Genomic DNA, 17581 nt, shown 5'->3' with positions numbered 1-17581 from the left:
CTCAGTTATCTCCCCGTACCATGGTGAAGAAATCGACCTTCGTCGCCGCCGACTCGTCACGGCGCTTCTGATCCGCCTCGATGGCAAGTGCCCGCAGCGGCTCGATAATTTCCGCCTCGACCCGATCAGGCTCACGCTGCCACAGCGCGTCGATCACGGCGATCGCCTCCGCCTTGGCCATATCGCGGCCCAAACAATACCCGTGCCCCACCTGCCCGGTCATAATGCGCACGCTGGCCCTGGCGACGCTGGCCTCGCCCAGGTTGAACGGCGCTCCACCGCCACCGGCGCGGCCCCGCACCATGACCAGCCCGACTTCCGGCCCACGCACCTTTGTGTGCTCCGGCTTGTCGGCCCAGCGGTCCCACAGGTCCGCCAAAGCGCGTGACGGCGCCGCGGCGAGCACATCGAGTGCGGCCTTTCTGGCTCCGTTATCGATGGAGGATGCTGTCTGCATACTTGCCTCTATTTGTCTAATGAACTAGACAACTAATGTCCTGAGTCCGGTGCTACTCTTCCTGTGTGAAAATGCAATGACAGTTTTGAAAGACGAGCTGGGTGGCGTGGCATTGTGGCGGCGCATTGCCGATGCGATCCGCCTCGATATCGTCGGCGGCAAACTGGCCAGCGGCGACCGCCTGCCGACCGAAGCTGTTCTGGCTGAACGCTTTTCCGCCAATCGCCACACCGTGCGCCGCGCCATCGCGGTGCTCGCCGAAGAGGGTGTGGTGGGCGCCGAACAGGGGCGCGGCACCTTCGTGCGCAATGCCAAGCGGCTCAGCTATCCCATCGGCAAGCGCACTCGATTCCGGGAAGGCCTCAAAGGCCAGGCGTCCAGCCTTACCTCACGCAGCATCAGCCACAAGATCGAGAATGCCACGGCTACGGTCGCCACCGCGCTCTCGCTCAAACCCGGCGCGAAGGTAGTTCGCATCGAGGGCATGTCGATCGCGGACGGCCGGCCGATCTCGCGGTCGACGACCTGGCTGCCCTATCGGCGCTTTCCCGATTTTGCCGAGCGCATCGCCCAGATGCAGTCTACGACCGACACCTTTGCCAGCTACGGCATTGCCGATTATTCGCGCGCCTCGACCAGAATTTCGGCCCGGCATGCTGACATCGAGGAGACCAAACTGCTGGGGCTGGCGCCGGGTGCCATTCTGCTGGTGTCGGAGGCGGTCGACGTGGATAGCGAAGGCGAACCAATATCTTACGCGCTCAGCCGCTTTCCGGCGGAGCGCATGGAATTGGTGGTTTAGGCCCGCACGGCCAGACCAGCAGCGTCTTCCAGCAAGCTGACGAATTGCTTGCCCGCCGTCTCCAGCTCGCCTGAATTGTCGATAACCACCGTGCTCGGCGGCAACCGATCCGCCACGCTGCGATCAAGCCGGCGCTGGATCGACTCCGCAGTTTCGCGCCCTCTGCTTGCCAGGCGCTTGGTGATGACTTCGCGGTCGGCGGTGACCGATACCACAATGGCTTCGGGGTAACGCGCCACAAGCGCCGGTATGACCGCACGCGACAGGTTGGCGACCACCACGCGGCCAGCCGCCAGGTCGCGCTCTAACCCGATCGGTAGGCCGTAGCGCAGGCCATGCGCATCCCAGTTCAGCGCAAAGGCGCCGGACTGTTCGGCTTCGGCGAAGGCGGCGACGTCCATGCTGTCATGGTCTTCGCTGCCGCCATCGGCCTGCCGGGTCACCACGCGGCGCACGAAGACTACGCGGCCGCTGGCTTCCAGGCGTTCGCGGGCAAAGCCGATCAGGCTGTCCTTGCCGACGCCACTCGGGCCGACAACGGCGACGAAGGTGCCGTTCATATCACCCGCCTGCCCTGGCGCCAGACCGTCAACACGATCGGAATGCCGTCCTCGACGCGGACGTGAACGAAGTCGGCGCGCTTGCCGATGGCGATCTCGCCGCGATCATGGAATCCGCCTGCTTCGGCGGGGCGCTTGGTGACGAATTGCACCGCCTGGGCCAAACTTATCCCCTCCACGGTTTCGGCGAGCGAGAATGCCGACTGCAACATGGAGAAGGGAATGTAGTCGGATGACAGGATATCGAGCAGGCCCGCTTCGGCCAGGGCGCGCGCCGAGACATTGCCGGAGTGCGAGCCGCCACGAACCACGTTGGGGCCGCCCATGAGGATGGCCATGCCCGCCTGACGCGAGGCCTTGGCGGCTTCGATCGTGGTGGGGAACTCGGCTACGTCGATACCGAGCGCGACGGCTTCCTCGACGTGATCGCGCGTGGCGTCGTCGTGGCTGGCGAGGACGATACCAAGGTCATGGCAGGCCTGGGCGATGGCCCGACGGTGTGGGCCGGCATAGGTCCGCGACTCGGCATTGCGACGCTGGGTGAAATCCTCAAGGGCAGCGTCGCTCATCTTGAGCTTGCCCTGATAGTAGACCTTGTAGGCGTCCATGCTGGCGAACTGACGCTGGCCCGGCGCATGGTCCATCAGCGAGGCCAGGCGCACCTGTGGATCGTCCTTGAGCAGGTTGAATGACTCGAGGCAGTCCGGAGCTGAGACTTCGCAGCGCAGATGCACGTGATGCTCGGCGCGCAGGCGGCCGGCCTTGGTGCCGGCAGCGATGGCGTGCATCAGCGTCTGCATTTCCGTTGCGCCCATGTCCGAATTCTCGTCGAGACCGACGCGGATGGCATCCAGAACCGTGGTTATGCCCGAGGCGGCAATCTGCGCGTCATGCGCCTGCACCGCGGCTACCGGATTCCAGCGTACTTTCGGACGCGGGGCGTAGTGGGTTTCAAGATGATCGGTGTGGAGTTCGACGAGGCCAGGAATCAAATAGTCGCCTTCGAGATCGACCCCACTCCGCCCCGGCGCGCCGATATCGGTGATCACCCCGCCATCGACGCGGATCGAACCTTCCAGCACTTCATTGGCCAGGACGATCCGGGCATTGGTGAGGACGAGTTCTCCGAGGGCGACTGTGTTCATGGCGTGCCGATCTTGCGTTTTATGTGCGTGTGTATGCGCCCTGCGCTAGCCGAATTTCATGACAGTTTGGCGACCAGCGAAGTTCATCCAAGCGTCATGGAACTGTCGGTTAATAGTCACCGCTCTGCAAGGCAACCGTCAAACAGCGTCACTAGGAGTCCGGCCGCCTCTAGGCATTCCCTTTCGGAGACAGGCCCAAATGACACGCACCCGGCTGCTCAGCGCAGCAACAACGATCGCAGCGCTCGCGCTGGCAACTGCCCCCGCCATGGCCCAGACCAAGTTCGAATTCTGGTATGGCCTTTCCGGCGACCTGTCCGACCGCATCCAGGACATGTGCAAGGACTTCAACGCCTCGCAGGCCGACTACGAAATCACCTGCGTGAGCCAGGACAATTACGACGCGAACCTGCAGAACACCATCGCTGCCTATCGCGCCAACAAGCACCCCACCATCACCCAGATCTTCGACGCCGGCACGCTCGACCTGATGCTGTCGAACGCCTATGTCCCGGTCAAGACCGTGATGGGCGAGGCTGGCCTCGACGTGAACTGGGACGACTATTTCTCCGGTATCGCCTCGTACTACTCGACCTCGACCGGCGAACTGCTGTCGATGCCGTTCAACTCCTCGACCGCGATGATCTATTACAACATGGATGCGCTGGCCAAGGTTGGCTACGACGCTACCCCGACCACCTGGACTGAAGTCGAAGACGCCGCGCGCAAGATGAAGGCCGCCGGCTACGAATGCCCGGTCGGCTTCGATCCGGCCGGCGCCTGGCAGTGGTTCGAGCAGTTCTCGGCGATCCATAACCAGCCCATCGCCACCAAGGGCAACGGCTTTGGCGGACTCGATGCCGAGCTCGTCGTCAGCCAGGGCCTGTTCGTCGATCAGCTGACCTGGATCAAGGCGATGTATGACGAAGGTCTGTTCGTCCACAAGAGCAAGGATGTCGGCCAGAACGACCTGGACGCTTTCGCCGCCGGCGACTGCCAGATTTTCTCGGGTTCGGTTGCCGGTCACGGCACTGTCACCGCCAAGGCCATCGAAGGCCTCAACTGGCAGGTTGCCATGCTGCCGATGCGTGAAGGCGTCGAACGCACCAACAGCCTCGTCGGTGGCGCTTCGCTCTGGACCCTCCAGGGCAAGACGGCCGAAGAATATGCCGGCGCTGCCGCCTTCTTTGCCTTCATCTCGACGCCAAAGCAGGCCGAGTGGTGGTCGACCGTTACCGGCTACATCCCGGTGACCAATTCGGGCTTTGACGCCATGACCGCCAACGGCTTCTACAGCGCCGCTCCCTACGCTGGCCGTGAACTGGCGATTGGCAGCCTGACCGCTACCCCGCCCACCGAGAACACCCGCGGTATCCGCCTCGGCAACTACGCCTCGATCCGCGCCGAGATGGTCAAGACCATCCAGAACGTGCTGTTCAACAATGCCGACGTGAAGCAGTCGCTGACCGATTTCGATGCCAAGGGCAACGAAATCCTGCGCAAGTTCGAAGCCACCTACGCTGGCGTTCAGCTCCCCTGATCTGACCCGGGCGCGGGCGGCTAAGCCGTCCGTGCCTTTTTCTGTTCTCACTCGCGGAGGCGGCCATGGAACGACGCGCCTATTACAATAATCCGGTCCTGCCCTGGCTGTTGATCGCCCCCCAGCTGCTGCTTGTGCTGGTTTTCTTCTACTGGCCGACGAGCCAGGCGATGTTCTGGGCGTTCACGCTCGAGCAGCCCTGGGGTGGTGGCAACACCTGGGCCGGGCTCAACAACTTCCTCTCTATCTTCCGCGACAACGAGTATTGGACGACGGTCGGCCGCAGCGCCTTCTACGCCATGCTCACCACCGGCCTTTCCATGACGGTGGCGCTGGTCCTGGCCACGTTCGTCGATCGCGCGCTTAAGGGCACCCGTCTGTTCCAGTCGGTTTTCGTTTGGCCCTACGCCATTGCGGCCCCCGCAGCCGGAGTTGCCTTCCGCTTCATCTTTGCTCCGGAATCGGGGCTGGTCGGCGCCATCAACCAGATGTTTCCGGGCATCTGGAACCCGGCCATCAACGGTTTCCAGGCCCTGTTCATGGTCATCATGTGCCATGCGTGGCTCGGTATCGGCTACAACTTCATCTTCTTCCTTGCTGCCCTGCAGATGATCCCGCGCTCCATCTCGGAAGCCGGCGCCATGGATGGTGCCCGCCCGTGGCAGCGCATGCTCGACCTGCAGCTGCCGCTGATCGCGCCGACGGTGTTCTTCCTCTTGATCATCAACCTGATCTCGAGCTTCACCGACAGCTTCGGCATCATCGACACCATGACCGAAGGCGGGCCTTACGGCTCGACCGAGGTGATGGTCTACAAGATCTATTTCGACGGTTTCAAAGGGCTCGACTATTCGGGCGCCGCTGCCCAGTCGATCGTCCTCATGTTCCTCGTCATCGCGCTCACTTTCGTCCAGTTCAAATGGGTCGAAAAGCGCGTCCACTATCATTGAGGACCGTCCCATGATCGAACGCTCCCCCCTATTCGATTTCATCACCTATGCGGCCATGACGCTGGGCCTCGTGCTGGTGGTGCTCCCCTTCTGGATCACTTTCGTCGCTGCCTCGCAGTCGCTGACGGAAGTCAGCCAGGTGCCGATCGTACTGTGGCCGTCCTCGCACCTTCTCGACAACCTCAACGAGGCCTGGACCCGCGCCGATCTCGGCCCGAAGATGATCAATAGCCTGATCGTCGCGGTGGGCGTCACCGTCGGCAAGATCGTGCTGGCCTCGCTTTCGGCCTTCTCGATCGTGTTTTTCAACTACCGCGCCCGCATGTTCTGCTTCTGGATGATCTTCGTGACGCTGATGCTGCCGCTCGAAGTGCGCATCGTGCCGACCTACTCCATCGCCGCCAACGCACTGCTGCCGTTCCAGATGATACTCGACGTCACGGGTATTTCCTGGCTGATGAACACGCTGGCCGGCGTGCAGGTCTCGCTGGAGTGGAACCTGCTCAACTCCCATACCGGCCTCATCCTGCCGCTCGTCGCGACAGCCACGGGCACCTTCCTCTACCGCCAGTTCTTCATGACCATCCCCGATGAGCTGGTGGAGGCCTCGAAGATGGACGGCTCGGGCCCGCTGCGCTTCTTCTGGGATGTGCTGCTGCCGCTGAGCCGAACCAATATGCTGGCGCTGGCCACGATCCTATTCGTCTCGAGCTGGAACCAGTATCTGTGGCCACTGCTCATTACCACCGACCGGGCCAATTACGGCACCGTGGTTATGCAGCTCAAAGCGCTCATCCCCGATCAGAACGGCCTGCCCGACTGGAATGTCACCATGGCCGGCGCCCTCATCATCATGCTCCCGCCGCTCCTCATCGTTGCCTTCATGCAGCGCTGGTTCGTGCGTGGCCTCATCTCCCGCGATAAGTGAGACACAACATGGCTGCCATCACTCTTTCCGGCGTCAAGAAGCGCTACCAGAAAACCAATGTCGTCCACGGCGTGGATGTCGAAATCGAAGCGGGCGAGTTCGTCGTCATCCTCGGTCCCTCGGGCTGCGGCAAGTCCACCTTGCTGCGCATGATCGCTGGCCTCGAGGACATTACCGAGGGCGAGATCGCCATCGGCGGCACCGTGGTCAACAAGCTCGAACCGCGTGAACGCGGTTGCGCCATGGTGTTCCAGAATTATGCGCTCTACCCGCATATGAGCGTCCGCCAGAATATCGGCTACGCGCTCAAGGTTGCCGGCATGCCGCGCGCCGAACGCGATGCCAAGGTGATGAAGGTGGCGAAATCGGTCAGCCTCGATCCCTATCTCGATCGCAAGCCGGGCGAACTCTCGGGCGGCCAGCGCCAGCGCGTCGCCATGGCCCGTGCCATGGTGCGCGAGCCCAAGGTGTTCCTGTTCGACGAACCCTTCTCCAACCTCGATGCCAAGCTGCGCGTCGCCATGCGTGCCGAAGTGCGCAACCTGCATCGCAGCCTAGGGGTCACCTCGGTATTCGTGACGCACGACCAGACCGAGGCGATGACCTTGGCCGATCGGCTGATCATCATGAATGCCGGTGTGGTCGAGCAGGTTGGCAAGCCGAGCGAGGTCTATCATCGCCCCGCCAGCCTGTTCGTTGCCGACTTCATCGGCTCCCCCGCCATGAACCTAGTGCGCGGTTTCTTTGGCCAGGACGGCTACTTCCGGCATGGCAAGGGCGGGATGATCCACCTGCCCACAGTGGCGCCCGATCTGGTCAGCAAGGAAGTGTCCATCGGCATACGTCCCGAGCTGGTGCAGCGCGTGGCTGCCGGTACCAAGGGGGCCATCACGGCTGTCGTCGATTACACCGAAGAGCTGGGCGCTTCGCGACTGGTCTATGCCGATGCCGATGGCAGCCGCATCGTCGCCGTGGATACCGGCACCGACGCCTTGGGCACCGGCCTGCCTGTTCACCTCGCCATTGCCGAGGCCGACCTGCACGTTTTCAGCCACGATACCGGCCGCCGCGTCGAACTCGGTGCATCTCAACGCGCCGCCACCAATTCCCGCATCAACGCCTGACCCCAGGGAGAGACATTATGGGTAATATCATTGCCACCGGCTTCAATTCCGGTTCCGACGACGGCGAATTGTTCAGCCTCGAAGCCGATCTGCGCCGTCTTGCCGATATCGGCGTCGACACGGTCGAGCTCGGGCTCACCGGTATCGACCTGATCTCGGGCGGCCGCATCCTGCCGCAGCGTCTCGAGCGCCTGATCGCCATCACCAGCCAGTTCGATTTCCGCTACACGGTGCATGGTCTGGTCTCGTCCAACTTCATGGATCCCGACACCGCCCAGTTCCAGATGGAAGCCGCCAAGGCGCTGGTCGAGGTCTGCGACCGCATCGACGCGCGCATCCTCGTGCAGCATGGTGGCGCATTGCGGGCCGATCAGATTCACCAGCGCGCAGAGGCCGATATCCGCGAGCGCGAAGCGCTGACCGAGCTTGGCGATTTCGCCCGCCCCTATGGCGTGCGCATCGCCTTCGAGAACATCTTCACCACCGAGCCCGGCCAGTATCGCCAGACCCCGGCGGAAGTGGCCGAGACGGTGAAGGCAGTGAACCATCCCAATGTGGTCGCGCTGATCGACTTCAGCCACGCCTATATCGAGAGCACCTATAAGGGCCTCAACTTCCGCGAGCAGATCGCGGCCATGGCGCCGGTTACCGGGCACCTGCATGTCCATGACAGCTTCGGCCGCCCGCAGGCCTTCTACAAGGCGTTCCACCCGCAGGAAAACACCGCCATGGGCATCGGCGACCTGCACATGCCGCTCGGCTGGGGCGATATCGACTGGGACTCGATCTTTGCCGAACTCGAGTTTTTGCCTGACACCATCATGATGATGGAAATCGGCCGCCGCCACCGCAGCGAGCAGCCGGAGAGCCTGGCGCGGGCGCGGCGGTTGGCTGGGCTGGATCAGCCGGAAGCGGTTGCGGCGCAGTAACCATCCAATAGAAGGGCGGCCAGAAGCCGCCCTCTTTCATCTACCCGCGAGATAACCGAACTGAGCCTTGTGCAGCACAGCATAGGCGCCGTCCTTGGCCAGCAGCGCTTCGTGCGCGCCTTCCTCGACAATCCCAGTTTCGTCGATCACGACGATCCGGTCCGCATGCTGGATCGTCGCCAAGCGGTGCGCGATAACAAGCGTCGTGCGGCCCTGTGACAGCTCGGCCAGCGAGCGCTGGATGGCGACTTCGGTTGCCGTGTCCAGAGCCGATGTTGCCTCGTCGAGGATCAGGATCGGTGGGTTCTTGAGGAATATCCGGGCAATCGCCACGCGCTGCTTCTGCCCGCCCGAGAGTTTGACGCCGCGCTCGCCGACCATGGTGTCGAGGCCATCGGGCAGACGCTTGATCACGGTGTCGAACCGGGCACGCTTGGCCGCGTCCCAGATGGCCTCGTCGCTGGCGCCGAGCTGGCCATAGGCGATGTTCTCGCGGATAGTGCCGCCAAACAGGAAGACATCCTGCTGCACGATGCCAATCTGGCTGCGCAGCGAGGACTGCGTCATGTCGCGGATGTCGATGCCGTCGATGGAAATCGAGCCGCTATCGAGTTCGTAGAAGCGCGGCAAGAGCGAGCAGAGCGTCGTTTTGCCAGCGCCGGAGGGGCCGACGATGGCGACGGTTTCGCCGGCTTTGACCGAAAGGTTAAGGCCATCGAGCACCTTGCGGCCATGCTCGTAGGAGAAGGCGGCATCCTTGAACACGATATCGCCCTTGAGCGCCGTCACCACCTTGGCGCCCTTGCGATCGGCGATGTCGGGCTCGGTATCGATCAGCTTGGTGAAGCGCCGGAAGCCGGCAATACCCTTGGGATAGCTCTCGAGCACGCCGGTGATCTTGTCGATCGGACGCAGGAAAACTTCGACCAGCAGCAGGAAGCTGACGAAGCCGCCATAGCTCATCTCACCCTGGACGACGAGCCAGGAGCCGGCCAGCATAACCAGCAATTGCACAAGGCGCGTGCTGAGATAGGTGATGGTGATGCTCGCCGTCATGATGGCATAGGCGCGCAGTTTGGTGGAGCGATAGGCCTCGTTGTTGCCGGCGAACAGCTTGGATTCGTGGCCCTCGTTGGCGAAGGCCTTCACCACGCGAATACCACCAATCGAATCCTCGACACGGGTGTTGAATTCACCGACGCGGCCGAACAGCTCCTGCCAGTTCAGCGTCATGCGCGAGCCGTATTTGCTGACCAGCCAGGTGACGATGGGCACCACGATGGTGGTGATCAGCGCCAGCTTCCAGTTGGTCACGAACATCAGCACGAACGCGCCGATAAAGGTCATCACGGCAATGAAGATGTCTTCGGGGCCGTGGTGGGCGACCTCGCCAACATCCTCCAGGTCCTTGGTGACGTGGGTGATCAGATGGCCGGTCTTGTTGTTGTCGAAGAAGCGAAAGCTGAGCTTCTGCAGGTGATCGAACACCTGGCGGCGCATGTCGGTCTCGATGGAGACGCCCAGCACGTGGCCGAAATAGTTGACGACTGCGTGCAGAACGGCGTTGACCGCATAGATCGCGAGCAGCATGGCGCCGGCAATCAGGATGAAGCCGAATTCGGAGCGTGGCAGCAGCTGGTCGATGAAATAGGCGACCGCGAGCGGGAAGACGAGTTCGAGCAGGCCGGCGATCACCGCGCAGCCGAAGTCGAGAACGAACAGGCCCTTGTAAGGGGCATAATACGAGAAAAAACGCTTTATCATGAAGGCACTAACTGTGTTTTGTACCGCTCAGCCGTGGCCAACCGGTGTGACGGAGCGAAGATCAAAGACCTCTTCGGAATCCTCGCGGACTGCATTTGCCGCAATTGCCTGCTCCAACGCAACAAGGTCGAGCACGTCATGGGGCACCCAGCCACATCGACACCCATCGGGGTGGATGTGAGCGTCGGCAACCTCACGATAGATCGAGCCCAAGGCGGCCGCCATGCATTCCAGCGCTTCCAACGGCGACATGCGGGTCGACGCCAAGGATCCGGAATAAGATGACATCAGGGCAGCCCGGATAGCGGCAAAGGCGGCGTCACGATCGATCGACGGCATGCTTGTTGTCCTGAAGCGGGGGAACCGTTACGCGCCTCGATATGCCGCAATGCTGCGGTCTTGGCAACATATATGACTTTCTAAGTCATATTAAATCAGGCAAGGCCATCCGCCGTTTCGGCCCAGGCTTCCAGATTGGCGAGCAGGAGCGCCGAGTTTTCGGGATCGTCGATGAGTTCGGCGAGTTCGGACAGGCGATGGACGCCGGTCAGAATCGAGATGCGGCGACGATCCAAAGGCCGGTCTGTCTCGCGCTCATAGGCGGTGATGATCCGCTCGGTCAGGTCCGCCGCGACGAAACTGGAATAGATGAATTCCCGGTGCAGCGGCCCTACCCCGGAATCGGCAAAGTCGTAGAGGCCGTTCAGGCGACCGTTGGCGTGATCGAAGGCCATGTTCCAGCCATGGCCATCGAAATAGCCATAGGTCACGCCGTAGGGGTCGGGCGGCAGTTGTTCGTATGCGCTGATGGTGGCAGCCGCCAGGCGACGCAGATCAGACGCGAGCGGCGGCAAGGCCAGTTCACGTATGGCGTCCAGTGGCTGCCATGCCCCCACCTCTCCCGCCCCGGCCGCTATCATCCTCTTGTCGTCGAGCCGATGAAGCTGGGCGTAGAACTGGCCCAGCAGGTCCGCTAGCTGCCGGCGCGCGTCCTCGGGCAGCACGTCGTAGTGCGCTGCGAGAAGGTGGTCTCCAGGCAGCTTTTCGTGCACCGAGAACAGCGGAGGGCCCTGGACCAGGCGGAGGTTGGGTACCGGCATCGAGACGTTCGGCCGTATCTCCGCCAGGAGGGCGGCCTCCTTGATCAGCGCCCGTTCGGCCACGTCGTGCCGCGGAAACTTGAAAATCAGGTGGTCGTCGACATCCACCGCGATCGAATCCCACCCGGCGGTAGCCAGTGTGAAGGTGGAGCCGGCCAGATCTGGACGCACAGCCAGGATGGCCGGACGAAACCGCTCCATGTCGTCAGTCGTCATGCGTCTCCCTCGCTGTGGGCCTGCGGGAGCGCTGCTATAGCGTCGTCGACACCGGCAGGCAATGCGCGAGGCCGAACCGCGCCTGTGCGTCCGGCTCGCTGCGTGGCGCTATCGCGGCCGGCTATCGGCCAACTGCGGCTTGCAAGAGTGCTTGCACGGCGCGCGACTGGTCCACGTCGCGCATGGTTTGCTCCACAAGCTCGTCGATGGTGGCGAAGTGCAGCATATCGCGCAGCCGACACAGCACCTGCACCTGGACGAGTTGGCCATAGAGGTCGGCATCGAAATCGTGGATGTACGCCTCCACCTGGCGGTCCGGCACGTCGTCGAAGGTTGGGTTATATCCGATGCTGACCGTGGCGCCGCACAGCTGGCTGTAACCGGCAAGTGCGATCCAGCAGCTATAGACGCCATCCGGGGGACAACAGGCGCCCGCGTTCATCCTTATGTTCGCAGTGGGGAAGCCCAGCACCCTGCCGCGTTTGTGGCCGTGCACCACGACGCCAGAGAATGATGAAAGCTCCACGGGCGCGGCCCTGGTCATGCCGTGCCGGACAGGCCGAGATACTGGCTCTGGTGGAATACCAGGGGCGCGGTGTCGGGGAACAGGCGCGAGGTCAGCACCTCGAGGAGGACGATCTCGTGATCGCCACCGGCCAAATGGTCCCTGACGGCGCAATCGAGCCACAGGGTGGCGCCTTCGATAAACACTGCCCCGCCGTCGCTCGCCTGCCAGGATGCGCCCTCAAAGCGGTTGGCCGATTTCGAGGCGAGTTGCCGCGACAGCAGCGCCTGGCCGGCTCCGAGCACGCTGAGACCGACATGCGGCAGACCAGAAAGGCGCGGCCAGGTGCCGGAATTGCGGGCAACGCAGATCGACACCAGCGGCGGATCAAGAGAAACCGAGCTGAAGGAATTGACCGCCATGCCGACGGGTTCACTCGCCTCCAGACCGCAAACAGCCACCACCCCGGTGGGAAACATCGAGAAGGCCTTGCGCAGGGCCAGTTGTGCCTGATTGGGAACGGCGTTCGCCACACTCGTCATTTACCCCTCCGTATAGTCAATTTTGACTAGTTCAATAAACCTATTCAATTTCTTGCTTTCCGACAAGCGCTTCTCTTGTGCGCTCACCGCAACTGACATAGCTTCGCGCCATGTCGACGATCACCCGCCTTGTCGTTCTCGGAGCTGTTCGCCAGTTTCAGCCGGTGCACGGATATTTCCTGCGCCGTGAACTGATGACGTGGCATGTCGACGAGTGGGCCAATATCCAGCCGGGCTCGATCTACAACGCGCTGCGCTCGCTCAAGCAGGACGGCTACATTGCCGAGAGCGGCACCGAAGCTTCCGGCAAGCGCCCGGAACGCACGATCTACCAGATCACGCCACAGGGTGATGTCGAGCTGATGCGGCTGCTGCGCCAGGCGGTCTGGACCGTCGAAACCTTCGACACCAAGCCGGTCATGGCCCTCACCTCGTTCATGTTCCTGCTCAGCCGGTCCGAAGTGATCGCGGCGCTCAAGTTCCGCATGACCGAGATCGACGCCCGCATTGCCAGTAACGGCTTTGACATTGGCGACGTGAAGCGATCGAGCACCACGCCCTCCTATGTGCGGGAGATCTTCGAACTCTCCTCGCTGCGCCTGCGTGCCGAGCAGGAATGGTCGAAGGGGCTGTTCGAGCGGATCAATGCCGGGGAATACGTCTTTGCCGGCGAGGGCAACAGAGCCCCGCCTGCCCCGGCACAGGCGTGATCGGCGCCAACCAACTCTGGTGGCTGGCGCCGGGCCCATGTCAGGCCGAGAGGCTGCGATAGCCGGAGCCAGGATGATCATCGCGCAGGACCGGCGTCGGCGTGCCCAGCAGGCGTTCGCGCAGCGTCTCGCCTTCGTAGTCCGTCGCCGCCACACCGCGTGCCCGCAGCACCGGCAGGACCTGCGCGACGAAATCGATCGTCGAGGCCGGCTGGATCAGCGGGGTGAACAGGAAGCCGTCGAGATCCGCGCCTTCGGCCATTTCGCACATGATGTCGGCGATCTGTTCGGGCGTTCCGACGAACGGGTTGGTCCGCACGCCATGCGCGTGCCAATCCTTGAGCACGTCGCCCACGGTCTTGTCGCCAAAGCGCGCGACCTGGGTCTGCGACAGCTCGGTGTGGAGCGCGCTCATCTTGGTCGCCGGATCGTAGGACGACAGATCGAGCCCGGTAAACCAGGCATAGGATGCCACGGCGACTTCCGGCGTTTGCGCATCGAGGATTTCGCGATGCTTGCGCTGCGCCTCGGCCTCGGTGCTCGCAACCACGCAGGAGAAGGCGCTCATGATCTTGATCGAATTGCCATCGCGCCCGTTGGCCTCAGCCTCTTCGCGGATCGACTTGACCTGGCTGGCAAGTTTCTCGATCGAGCCGCCGCCGAGGAACACGCATTCCCCGTGCCGGCCGCCAAACTGGCGACCGCGATCGGAGGAGCCGGCCTGGAACAGAACCGGCGTGCCCTGCGGTGAGTAGTTGGTGTTGCCATAGCCGTGCGAGCGGAAGAACGGACCGTCATGGGCGATGGCGTGGACCTTGGACGGATCGGCAAAGCGCCCGGCCTTGTCTCGCTCGAGCGAGCCGGCTTCCCAGGCGCCCTCGAATAGCTTGTAGACGAGTTCCATGAAGTCGTCGGCCATGTCGTAGCGTGCATCATGGGCCACCATGGGCACGCCAAAGGCGGCAACGGCAGTTTCCGCGGTGCCCGTGGTGACGACGTTCCAGCCCACGCGGCCGCCTGAGAGATGGTCGAGGCTCTGCATGCGGCGGGCAAAGGCGTAGGGCTGCTCGAGCAGGGTCGAGCCGGTGATGACCAGGCCCAGCTTCGAGGTGGCGCCAACAATCGCTGCGGCAACGATGGCCGGGTCGAGGCGCGGCAGGTCGAGCCCTTCAAGCGAGCAGATTTCGGGGCGCTGGCCCTTCACGTCCGCCCAGCCCCAGGCATCGGCCAGGAACAGGAAGTCCAGTTTGGCGTCTTCGCAAATCCGGGCGATCTCGCGCCAGTAGCCCAGCGTATCGAACAGGTGACGCTGGCTATCTGGATGGCGCCAGGTGGACGTGCCGGAGTCGTTGGTCTGCGCGTTTTCGAACAGCCCAAAGCGGAGCTTCTTCATGATCATCGCTTTCGTCAGGAATTTGGAAATGTTGAGGTGGACCGGGCGCTAGCGCCCGATCACGTCCTGGTCGCTCCACCAGAGGACGCGCTTGCGCAGCAGCGCCAGCACCGAGACCAGCGTCACGCCGAGCAGGCAGAGCAGCGTGATGCTGGCCCAGGTTACTGGCAGGTTGGCCTGTGCGGCCGCGATGGTCACGAGGGAGCCCAGACCCGCCTGCTGACCGGCGGCCACGAACTCGGCCACCGCCGCCCCCACCACGGCCAGCGGCATGGCAATGCGCAGGCCGGCGAAGACGAAGGGCATGCAGCCGGGGAAGCGCAGGTCGCGGAAGGTTTCCCAGCGGCTGGCATGCAGCGTCTTGAAGACGTCGAGCGCCTTCTGGTCGACATCGCGGAGCCCCGCGAGTGAGTTGACCAGCATGGGGAAGAACACGACCAGCCCGGTCACGATATACTTGGGCATCATGCCGAAGCCGAACGCCACGACGAGCGCCGGGGCGATAGCGACCACCGGGGTGACCATGACTACCACGATCAGCGGCATGACGGCCTTCTCGATGGCTGGCAGTTCGGCCATGGCGACAGCGAGCAGGAAGCCGAAGAGGATTCCGGCCCCGGCGCCGATGACGATTTCCTGGCAGGTGACGAGCAGGTTGGCCCAATACATGCCGGGCGATTCCACCAGGCTGTTGCCGATAGCATCGAGCGTCGGCAACACGTAGGGATTGCTGATGGCGACGAGCTGCCAGAGTACAGCAACGATGATGAAGGTCATCGCCGGCAAGCCCCAGCCCCAGGCCAGGTCGATGGCGTCGCGACGCAGAGACGAACCCGAAGTGGTGGCGGTGGGCGCCACGGTATCGCTAGGCATGGTTTGCTCCCATCACCTTGTGCAGAGAGGCGCGGACCCGGGTTTCCAGGTCTCGGAAGGCGTCGCTGGCATACATGGCCTCGTCGCGCGGACGGGGCAGGTCGACATCGATGATTTCGGCAATACGCCCGGGATGGGCGGCCATCAGCACGATGCGGTCGGACAGGATGATCGCCTCGGGAACCGAGTGGGTGACGAACAGCACCGACTTGCGGTTGGACTGCCAGAAATCGAGCAGGCCCATGCGCTGCTGATCCCGGTTCATCTCATCGAGCGCGGAGAACGGTTCGTCCATCAGCAGGATTTCGGGATCGAACACGAAGGCGCGGGCGATCGCGGCGCGTTGCTGCATGCCGCCGGACAACTGGGATGGATAGCGATCGATGGCGTGTCCCAGCCCGAAGCTGCGCAACAGCTCCTCGGGGTCGCGCAGGTTGCGGCCTGAATTGGCGGACGGATTGATCGTGATCGGCAGGGTCACGTTTTCCTTGATGGTCCGCCAGGGCAGCAGCGCCGGCGCCTGTGGCACGAGGCCTACGGCCTTGTCCCGCGTGGCGTCGCGCACCGATTTGCCGTTGATGCTCACCCGCCCGCTGTCAGCGCCGGAAAGCCCGGCAATGACCTTGAGCAATGTGGACTTGCCGCAGCCGCTTGGGCCGATGACCGAGACGAACTCGCCCTTGCGGATGGTCAGGCTGACGCGGTCGAGAACGGTGGAGCGCCGCTCATCGACCCCGTAGCTCTTGGAAACGGCCTCGACATGGACACCAAGGGCGTCCGTATCGTCGTGCGTGGCCAAGTGATCGTTGCTAGCGCTGAGCATATCGCCCTCAGTTCCCGGGCCAGAGCAGCTTGCCATCCGCATAAAGGGAGGCAACCAGGTCCGTATCCATCATGTCGGCAAGCGGCGGAGGGTTCTCTAGGCCGCCATAGGCCTGCACCATCTCGTACTCGTTCTGCCACTCTTCTTCGGTTTGCACGCCCGGAGCGCCGAAGGCACTGGCGCGAACCCAGGACGATTCCACGCCCCAGGTGCGGGCCTGTTGCTCCGCCGGGAAGGCGCCGCCCTGATTGTTGTCCGCGGCCAGCTTGCTGATCTTTTCGACGCAAGTGGCCTCTTCGGCGAGGCAGAGTTCGAGCGCTTTGAGTGTGGCGCGCATGAAGTCGGCGACCGTCTCGCGATGCTCGCTCAGGAACTCGGAGTTGACCTCCATGACATTGTAGGTGCCCTGCAGGTCGAAATCGGACGGGCGGAATTCGCTGAATGGCAGGCCCATGGCCTTGAGCGTCTGCGGTTGGTTCGAGGCATAGCCGACAATGGCGTCGACCTGCCCGCGCGTGACCACGGTGGGGTCGTAATTGGTCATCTTGATCAGCTCGACCTTGGCGAGGTCGACGCCGGCGGCGTCGAGCATGGCCATGGCGATCGGGGTGATATTGATGAAGTAGCCGAGCTTGCGACCTTCGAGATCCTTCAGCGACTTGACGCTCTCATTGGCGAAGATCGAGAAGGGCGAGGTGCTGCCATAGGTCGCTACGGCCGTCAGGTTGCGGCTGTTGGCGGCGGCGAGGATAACGTCGGATGCCGATCCGAGCGCAGTGAATTGCGCCTGCCCCGACGAGACCAGTTGCTGGCCGCTGCCGCCGGCGGCGTTGATGTCCACTGTCAGGCACAGAGCATCGAAATAGCCGAGCTCCTTGGCCAGGAACACGTCCAACTGGCCGGCACTCGCCGAATAGCCGTAGCCCGACACATAGGTGATGGTTCCAGCGGCCTTGTTGCGCTCGCAGTCGGCCGCGCTGATCAGCACGTTGGACGCGAGCTCATCCGTCTTGGGCGCCTCCGGCGAACAGGCAGCGACGGTTACGGCAAGTGCGGCGATACCCGCGGCGACGCGACCAAAACCGATCGCGGACCGGCCACGGCTAGTGGGTCCCTGAATCACGATTTCCTCCAACCTTCCTCGCTTATGGCTGCGAGAATAGAACCATGTAATATAATCAAACTTGACTATGCAACAGGAATTTCCCTGGCGATCGCGT

The 17581-nt window shown here is 63.0% G+C and carries 19 protein-coding genes; 7 read left to right on the top strand and 12 right to left on the bottom strand.

Annotated elements, in window-relative coordinates:
• Position 1: 1 nt before the first annotated feature.
• Positions 2 to 457 carry a phosphonate C-P lyase system protein PhnG gene (phnG, locus tag MF606_RS05360; RefSeq protein WP_240232724.1) on the bottom strand — a complete coding sequence of 152 codons (456 nt, stop codon included), beginning with the start codon at positions 455 to 457 and terminating at the stop codon, positions 2 to 4.
• A gap of 76 nt (positions 458 to 533) precedes the next feature.
• Between phnG and phnF the strand changes: the two genes are divergently transcribed.
• On the top strand, positions 534 to 1259 hold the full coding sequence (phnF, locus tag MF606_RS05355) for a phosphonate metabolism transcriptional regulator PhnF (protein ID WP_240232723.1): 726 nt from the start codon (positions 534 to 536) through the stop codon (positions 1257 to 1259).
• Here phnF and phnN read toward each other — a convergent pair.
• Together phnN and MF606_RS05345 are read right to left on the bottom strand one after the other, a co-directional pair.
• A complete protein-coding gene (phnN, locus tag MF606_RS05350; protein ID WP_240232718.1) occupies positions 1256 to 1819 on the bottom strand; it encodes a phosphonate metabolism protein/1,5-bisphosphokinase (PRPP-forming) PhnN in 564 nt (187 codons plus the stop codon). The genes phnF and phnN overlap by 4 nt on opposite strands.
• Complete coding sequence (locus MF606_RS05345) at positions 1816 to 2964, bottom strand: alpha-D-ribose 1-methylphosphonate 5-triphosphate diphosphatase (RefSeq protein ID WP_240232716.1); 1149 nt, start codon at positions 2962 to 2964, stop codon at positions 1816 to 1818. The genes phnN and MF606_RS05345 overlap by 4 nt, the downstream gene beginning before the upstream one ends.
• Positions 2965 to 3163: 199 nt before the next feature.
• On the opposite strand from MF606_RS05345, the gene MF606_RS05340 reads away from it, so the two are divergent.
• The 5 genes from MF606_RS05340 (at position 3164) to MF606_RS05320 (ending at position 8435) form a co-directional block, all read left to right on the top strand.
• Entirely contained in the window at positions 3164 to 4504 is a 1341-nt protein-coding gene (locus tag MF606_RS05340; protein WP_240232715.1) for an extracellular solute-binding protein, read from the top strand.
• A gap of 65 nt (positions 4505 to 4569) precedes the next feature.
• On the top strand, positions 4570 to 5454 hold the full coding sequence (locus MF606_RS05335; RefSeq protein ID WP_240232714.1) for an ABC transporter permease subunit: 885 nt from the start codon (positions 4570 to 4572) through the stop codon (positions 5452 to 5454).
• Between the two features lie 10 nt (positions 5455 to 5464).
• Positions 5465 to 6382: an ABC transporter permease subunit gene (locus MF606_RS05330; protein ID WP_240232713.1), complete on the top strand. Its 918-nt coding sequence runs from the start codon at positions 5465 to 5467 to the stop codon at positions 6380 to 6382.
• Between the two features lie 8 nt (positions 6383 to 6390).
• Entirely contained in the window at positions 6391 to 7506 is a 1116-nt protein-coding gene (locus tag MF606_RS05325; RefSeq protein ID WP_240232712.1) for an ABC transporter ATP-binding protein, read from the top strand.
• A gap of 17 nt (positions 7507 to 7523) precedes the next feature.
• Positions 7524 to 8435, top strand: coding sequence for a TIM barrel protein (locus MF606_RS05320; RefSeq protein ID WP_240232711.1), 912 nt, complete (start codon positions 7524 to 7526; stop codon positions 8433 to 8435).
• A gap of 36 nt (positions 8436 to 8471) precedes the next feature.
• Here MF606_RS05320 and MF606_RS05315 read toward each other — a convergent pair whose 3' ends face one another.
• The 5 genes from MF606_RS05315 to MF606_RS05295 all read right to left on the bottom strand — a co-directional run bounded on the left by MF606_RS05315 (position 8472) and on the right by MF606_RS05295 (position 12562).
• Positions 8472 to 10199: an ABC transporter ATP-binding protein gene (locus tag MF606_RS05315; protein ID WP_240232709.1), complete on the bottom strand. Its 1728-nt coding sequence runs from the start codon at positions 10197 to 10199 to the stop codon at positions 8472 to 8474.
• A gap of 27 nt (positions 10200 to 10226) precedes the next feature.
• Positions 10227 to 10538, bottom strand: coding sequence for a hypothetical protein (locus MF606_RS05310; protein WP_240232708.1), 312 nt, complete (start codon positions 10536 to 10538; stop codon positions 10227 to 10229).
• A 95-nt stretch (positions 10539 to 10633) separates the two neighbouring features.
• The gene (locus MF606_RS05305; RefSeq protein WP_240232707.1) at positions 10634 to 11515 is read right to left on the bottom strand and encodes a phosphotransferase family protein; all 882 of its coding nucleotides are present in this window, start codon (positions 11513 to 11515) and stop codon (positions 10634 to 10636) included.
• A gap of 121 nt (positions 11516 to 11636) precedes the next feature.
• Positions 11637 to 12059 carry a riboflavin kinase gene (locus MF606_RS05300; protein ID WP_240232706.1) on the bottom strand — a complete coding sequence of 141 codons (423 nt, stop codon included), beginning with the start codon at positions 12057 to 12059 and terminating at the stop codon, positions 11637 to 11639.
• A complete protein-coding gene (locus MF606_RS05295; protein ID WP_240232705.1) occupies positions 12056 to 12562 on the bottom strand; it encodes a flavin reductase family protein in 507 nt (168 codons plus the stop codon). Before MF606_RS05295 ends, MF606_RS05300 begins: the two co-directional genes overlap by 4 nt.
• Positions 12563 to 12672: 110 nt before the next feature.
• Here MF606_RS05295 and MF606_RS05290 point away from each other — a divergent pair, with 110 nt between their 5' ends.
• Positions 12673 to 13272 carry a PadR family transcriptional regulator gene (locus MF606_RS05290; protein WP_240232704.1) on the top strand — a complete coding sequence of 200 codons (600 nt, stop codon included), beginning with the start codon at positions 12673 to 12675 and terminating at the stop codon, positions 13270 to 13272.
• Between the two features lie 40 nt (positions 13273 to 13312).
• Here MF606_RS05290 and MF606_RS05285 read toward each other — a convergent pair whose 3' ends face one another.
• The 4 genes from MF606_RS05285 to MF606_RS05270 are packed head-to-tail and all read right to left on the bottom strand — an operon-like array spanning position 13313 to position 17484.
• Positions 13313 to 14665: an NtaA/DmoA family FMN-dependent monooxygenase gene (locus tag MF606_RS05285; RefSeq protein ID WP_240232703.1), complete on the bottom strand. Its 1353-nt coding sequence runs from the start codon at positions 14663 to 14665 to the stop codon at positions 13313 to 13315.
• Between the two features lie 48 nt (positions 14666 to 14713).
• Positions 14714 to 15538: an ABC transporter permease gene (locus tag MF606_RS05280; RefSeq protein ID WP_240232702.1), complete on the bottom strand. Its 825-nt coding sequence runs from the start codon at positions 15536 to 15538 to the stop codon at positions 14714 to 14716.
• Positions 15531 to 16361, bottom strand: coding sequence for an ABC transporter ATP-binding protein (locus MF606_RS05275; RefSeq protein WP_240232701.1), 831 nt, complete (start codon positions 16359 to 16361; stop codon positions 15531 to 15533). Before MF606_RS05275 ends, MF606_RS05280 begins: the two co-directional genes overlap by 8 nt.
• A gap of 7 nt (positions 16362 to 16368) precedes the next feature.
• Positions 16369 to 17484, bottom strand: coding sequence for an ABC transporter substrate-binding protein (locus MF606_RS05270; protein ID WP_240232700.1), 1116 nt, complete (start codon positions 17482 to 17484; stop codon positions 16369 to 16371).
• Positions 17485 to 17581 lie beyond the last annotated feature (97 nt).

The sequence above is a fragment of the Devosia lacusdianchii genome (assembly GCF_022429625.1).
Classification (GTDB): domain Bacteria; phylum Pseudomonadota; class Alphaproteobacteria; order Rhizobiales; family Devosiaceae; genus Devosia; species Devosia lacusdianchii.
Note: the sequence above shows the minus strand (reverse complement) of the source record. Positions and strands in the feature narration are given on the sequence as shown.

Bases quoted from the DNA above. Each gene is read 5' to 3' on its own strand.
- phnG (WP_240232724.1), bottom strand. From the start codon at position 457: ATGCAGACAGCATCCTCCATCGATAACGGAGCCAGAAAGGCCGCACTC.
- phnF (WP_240232723.1), top strand. From the start codon at position 534: ATGACAGTTTTGAAAGACGAGCTGGGTGGCGTGGCATTGTGGCGGCGC.
- phnN (WP_240232718.1), bottom strand. From the start codon at position 1,819: ATGAACGGCACCTTCGTCGCCGTTGTCGGCCCGAGTGGCGTCGGCAAG.
- MF606_RS05345 (WP_240232716.1), bottom strand. From the start codon at position 2,964: ATGAACACAGTCGCCCTCGGAGAACTCGTCCTCACCAATGCCCGGATC.
- MF606_RS05340 (WP_240232715.1), top strand. From the start codon at position 3,164: ATGACACGCACCCGGCTGCTCAGCGCAGCAACAACGATCGCAGCGCTC.
- MF606_RS05335 (WP_240232714.1), top strand. From the start codon at position 4,570: ATGGAACGACGCGCCTATTACAATAATCCGGTCCTGCCCTGGCTGTTG.
- MF606_RS05330 (WP_240232713.1), top strand. From the start codon at position 5,465: ATGATCGAACGCTCCCCCCTATTCGATTTCATCACCTATGCGGCCATG.
- MF606_RS05325 (WP_240232712.1), top strand. From the start codon at position 6,391: ATGGCTGCCATCACTCTTTCCGGCGTCAAGAAGCGCTACCAGAAAACC.
- MF606_RS05320 (WP_240232711.1), top strand. From the start codon at position 7,524: ATGGGTAATATCATTGCCACCGGCTTCAATTCCGGTTCCGACGACGGC.
- MF606_RS05315 (WP_240232709.1), bottom strand. From the start codon at position 10,199: ATGATAAAGCGTTTTTTCTCGTATTATGCCCCTTACAAGGGCCTGTTC.
- MF606_RS05310 (WP_240232708.1), bottom strand. From the start codon at position 10,538: ATGCCGTCGATCGATCGTGACGCCGCCTTTGCCGCTATCCGGGCTGCC.
- MF606_RS05305 (WP_240232707.1), bottom strand. From the start codon at position 11,515: ATGACGACTGACGACATGGAGCGGTTTCGTCCGGCCATCCTGGCTGTG.
- MF606_RS05300 (WP_240232706.1), bottom strand. From the start codon at position 12,059: ATGACCAGGGCCGCGCCCGTGGAGCTTTCATCATTCTCTGGCGTCGTG.
- MF606_RS05295 (WP_240232705.1), bottom strand. From the start codon at position 12,562: ATGACGAGTGTGGCGAACGCCGTTCCCAATCAGGCACAACTGGCCCTG.
- MF606_RS05290 (WP_240232704.1), top strand. From the start codon at position 12,673: ATGTCGACGATCACCCGCCTTGTCGTTCTCGGAGCTGTTCGCCAGTTT.
- MF606_RS05285 (WP_240232703.1), bottom strand. From the start codon at position 14,665: ATGAAGAAGCTCCGCTTTGGGCTGTTCGAAAACGCGCAGACCAACGAC.
- MF606_RS05280 (WP_240232702.1), bottom strand. From the start codon at position 15,538: ATGCCTAGCGATACCGTGGCGCCCACCGCCACCACTTCGGGTTCGTCT.
- MF606_RS05275 (WP_240232701.1), bottom strand. From the start codon at position 16,361: ATGCTCAGCGCTAGCAACGATCACTTGGCCACGCACGACGATACGGAC.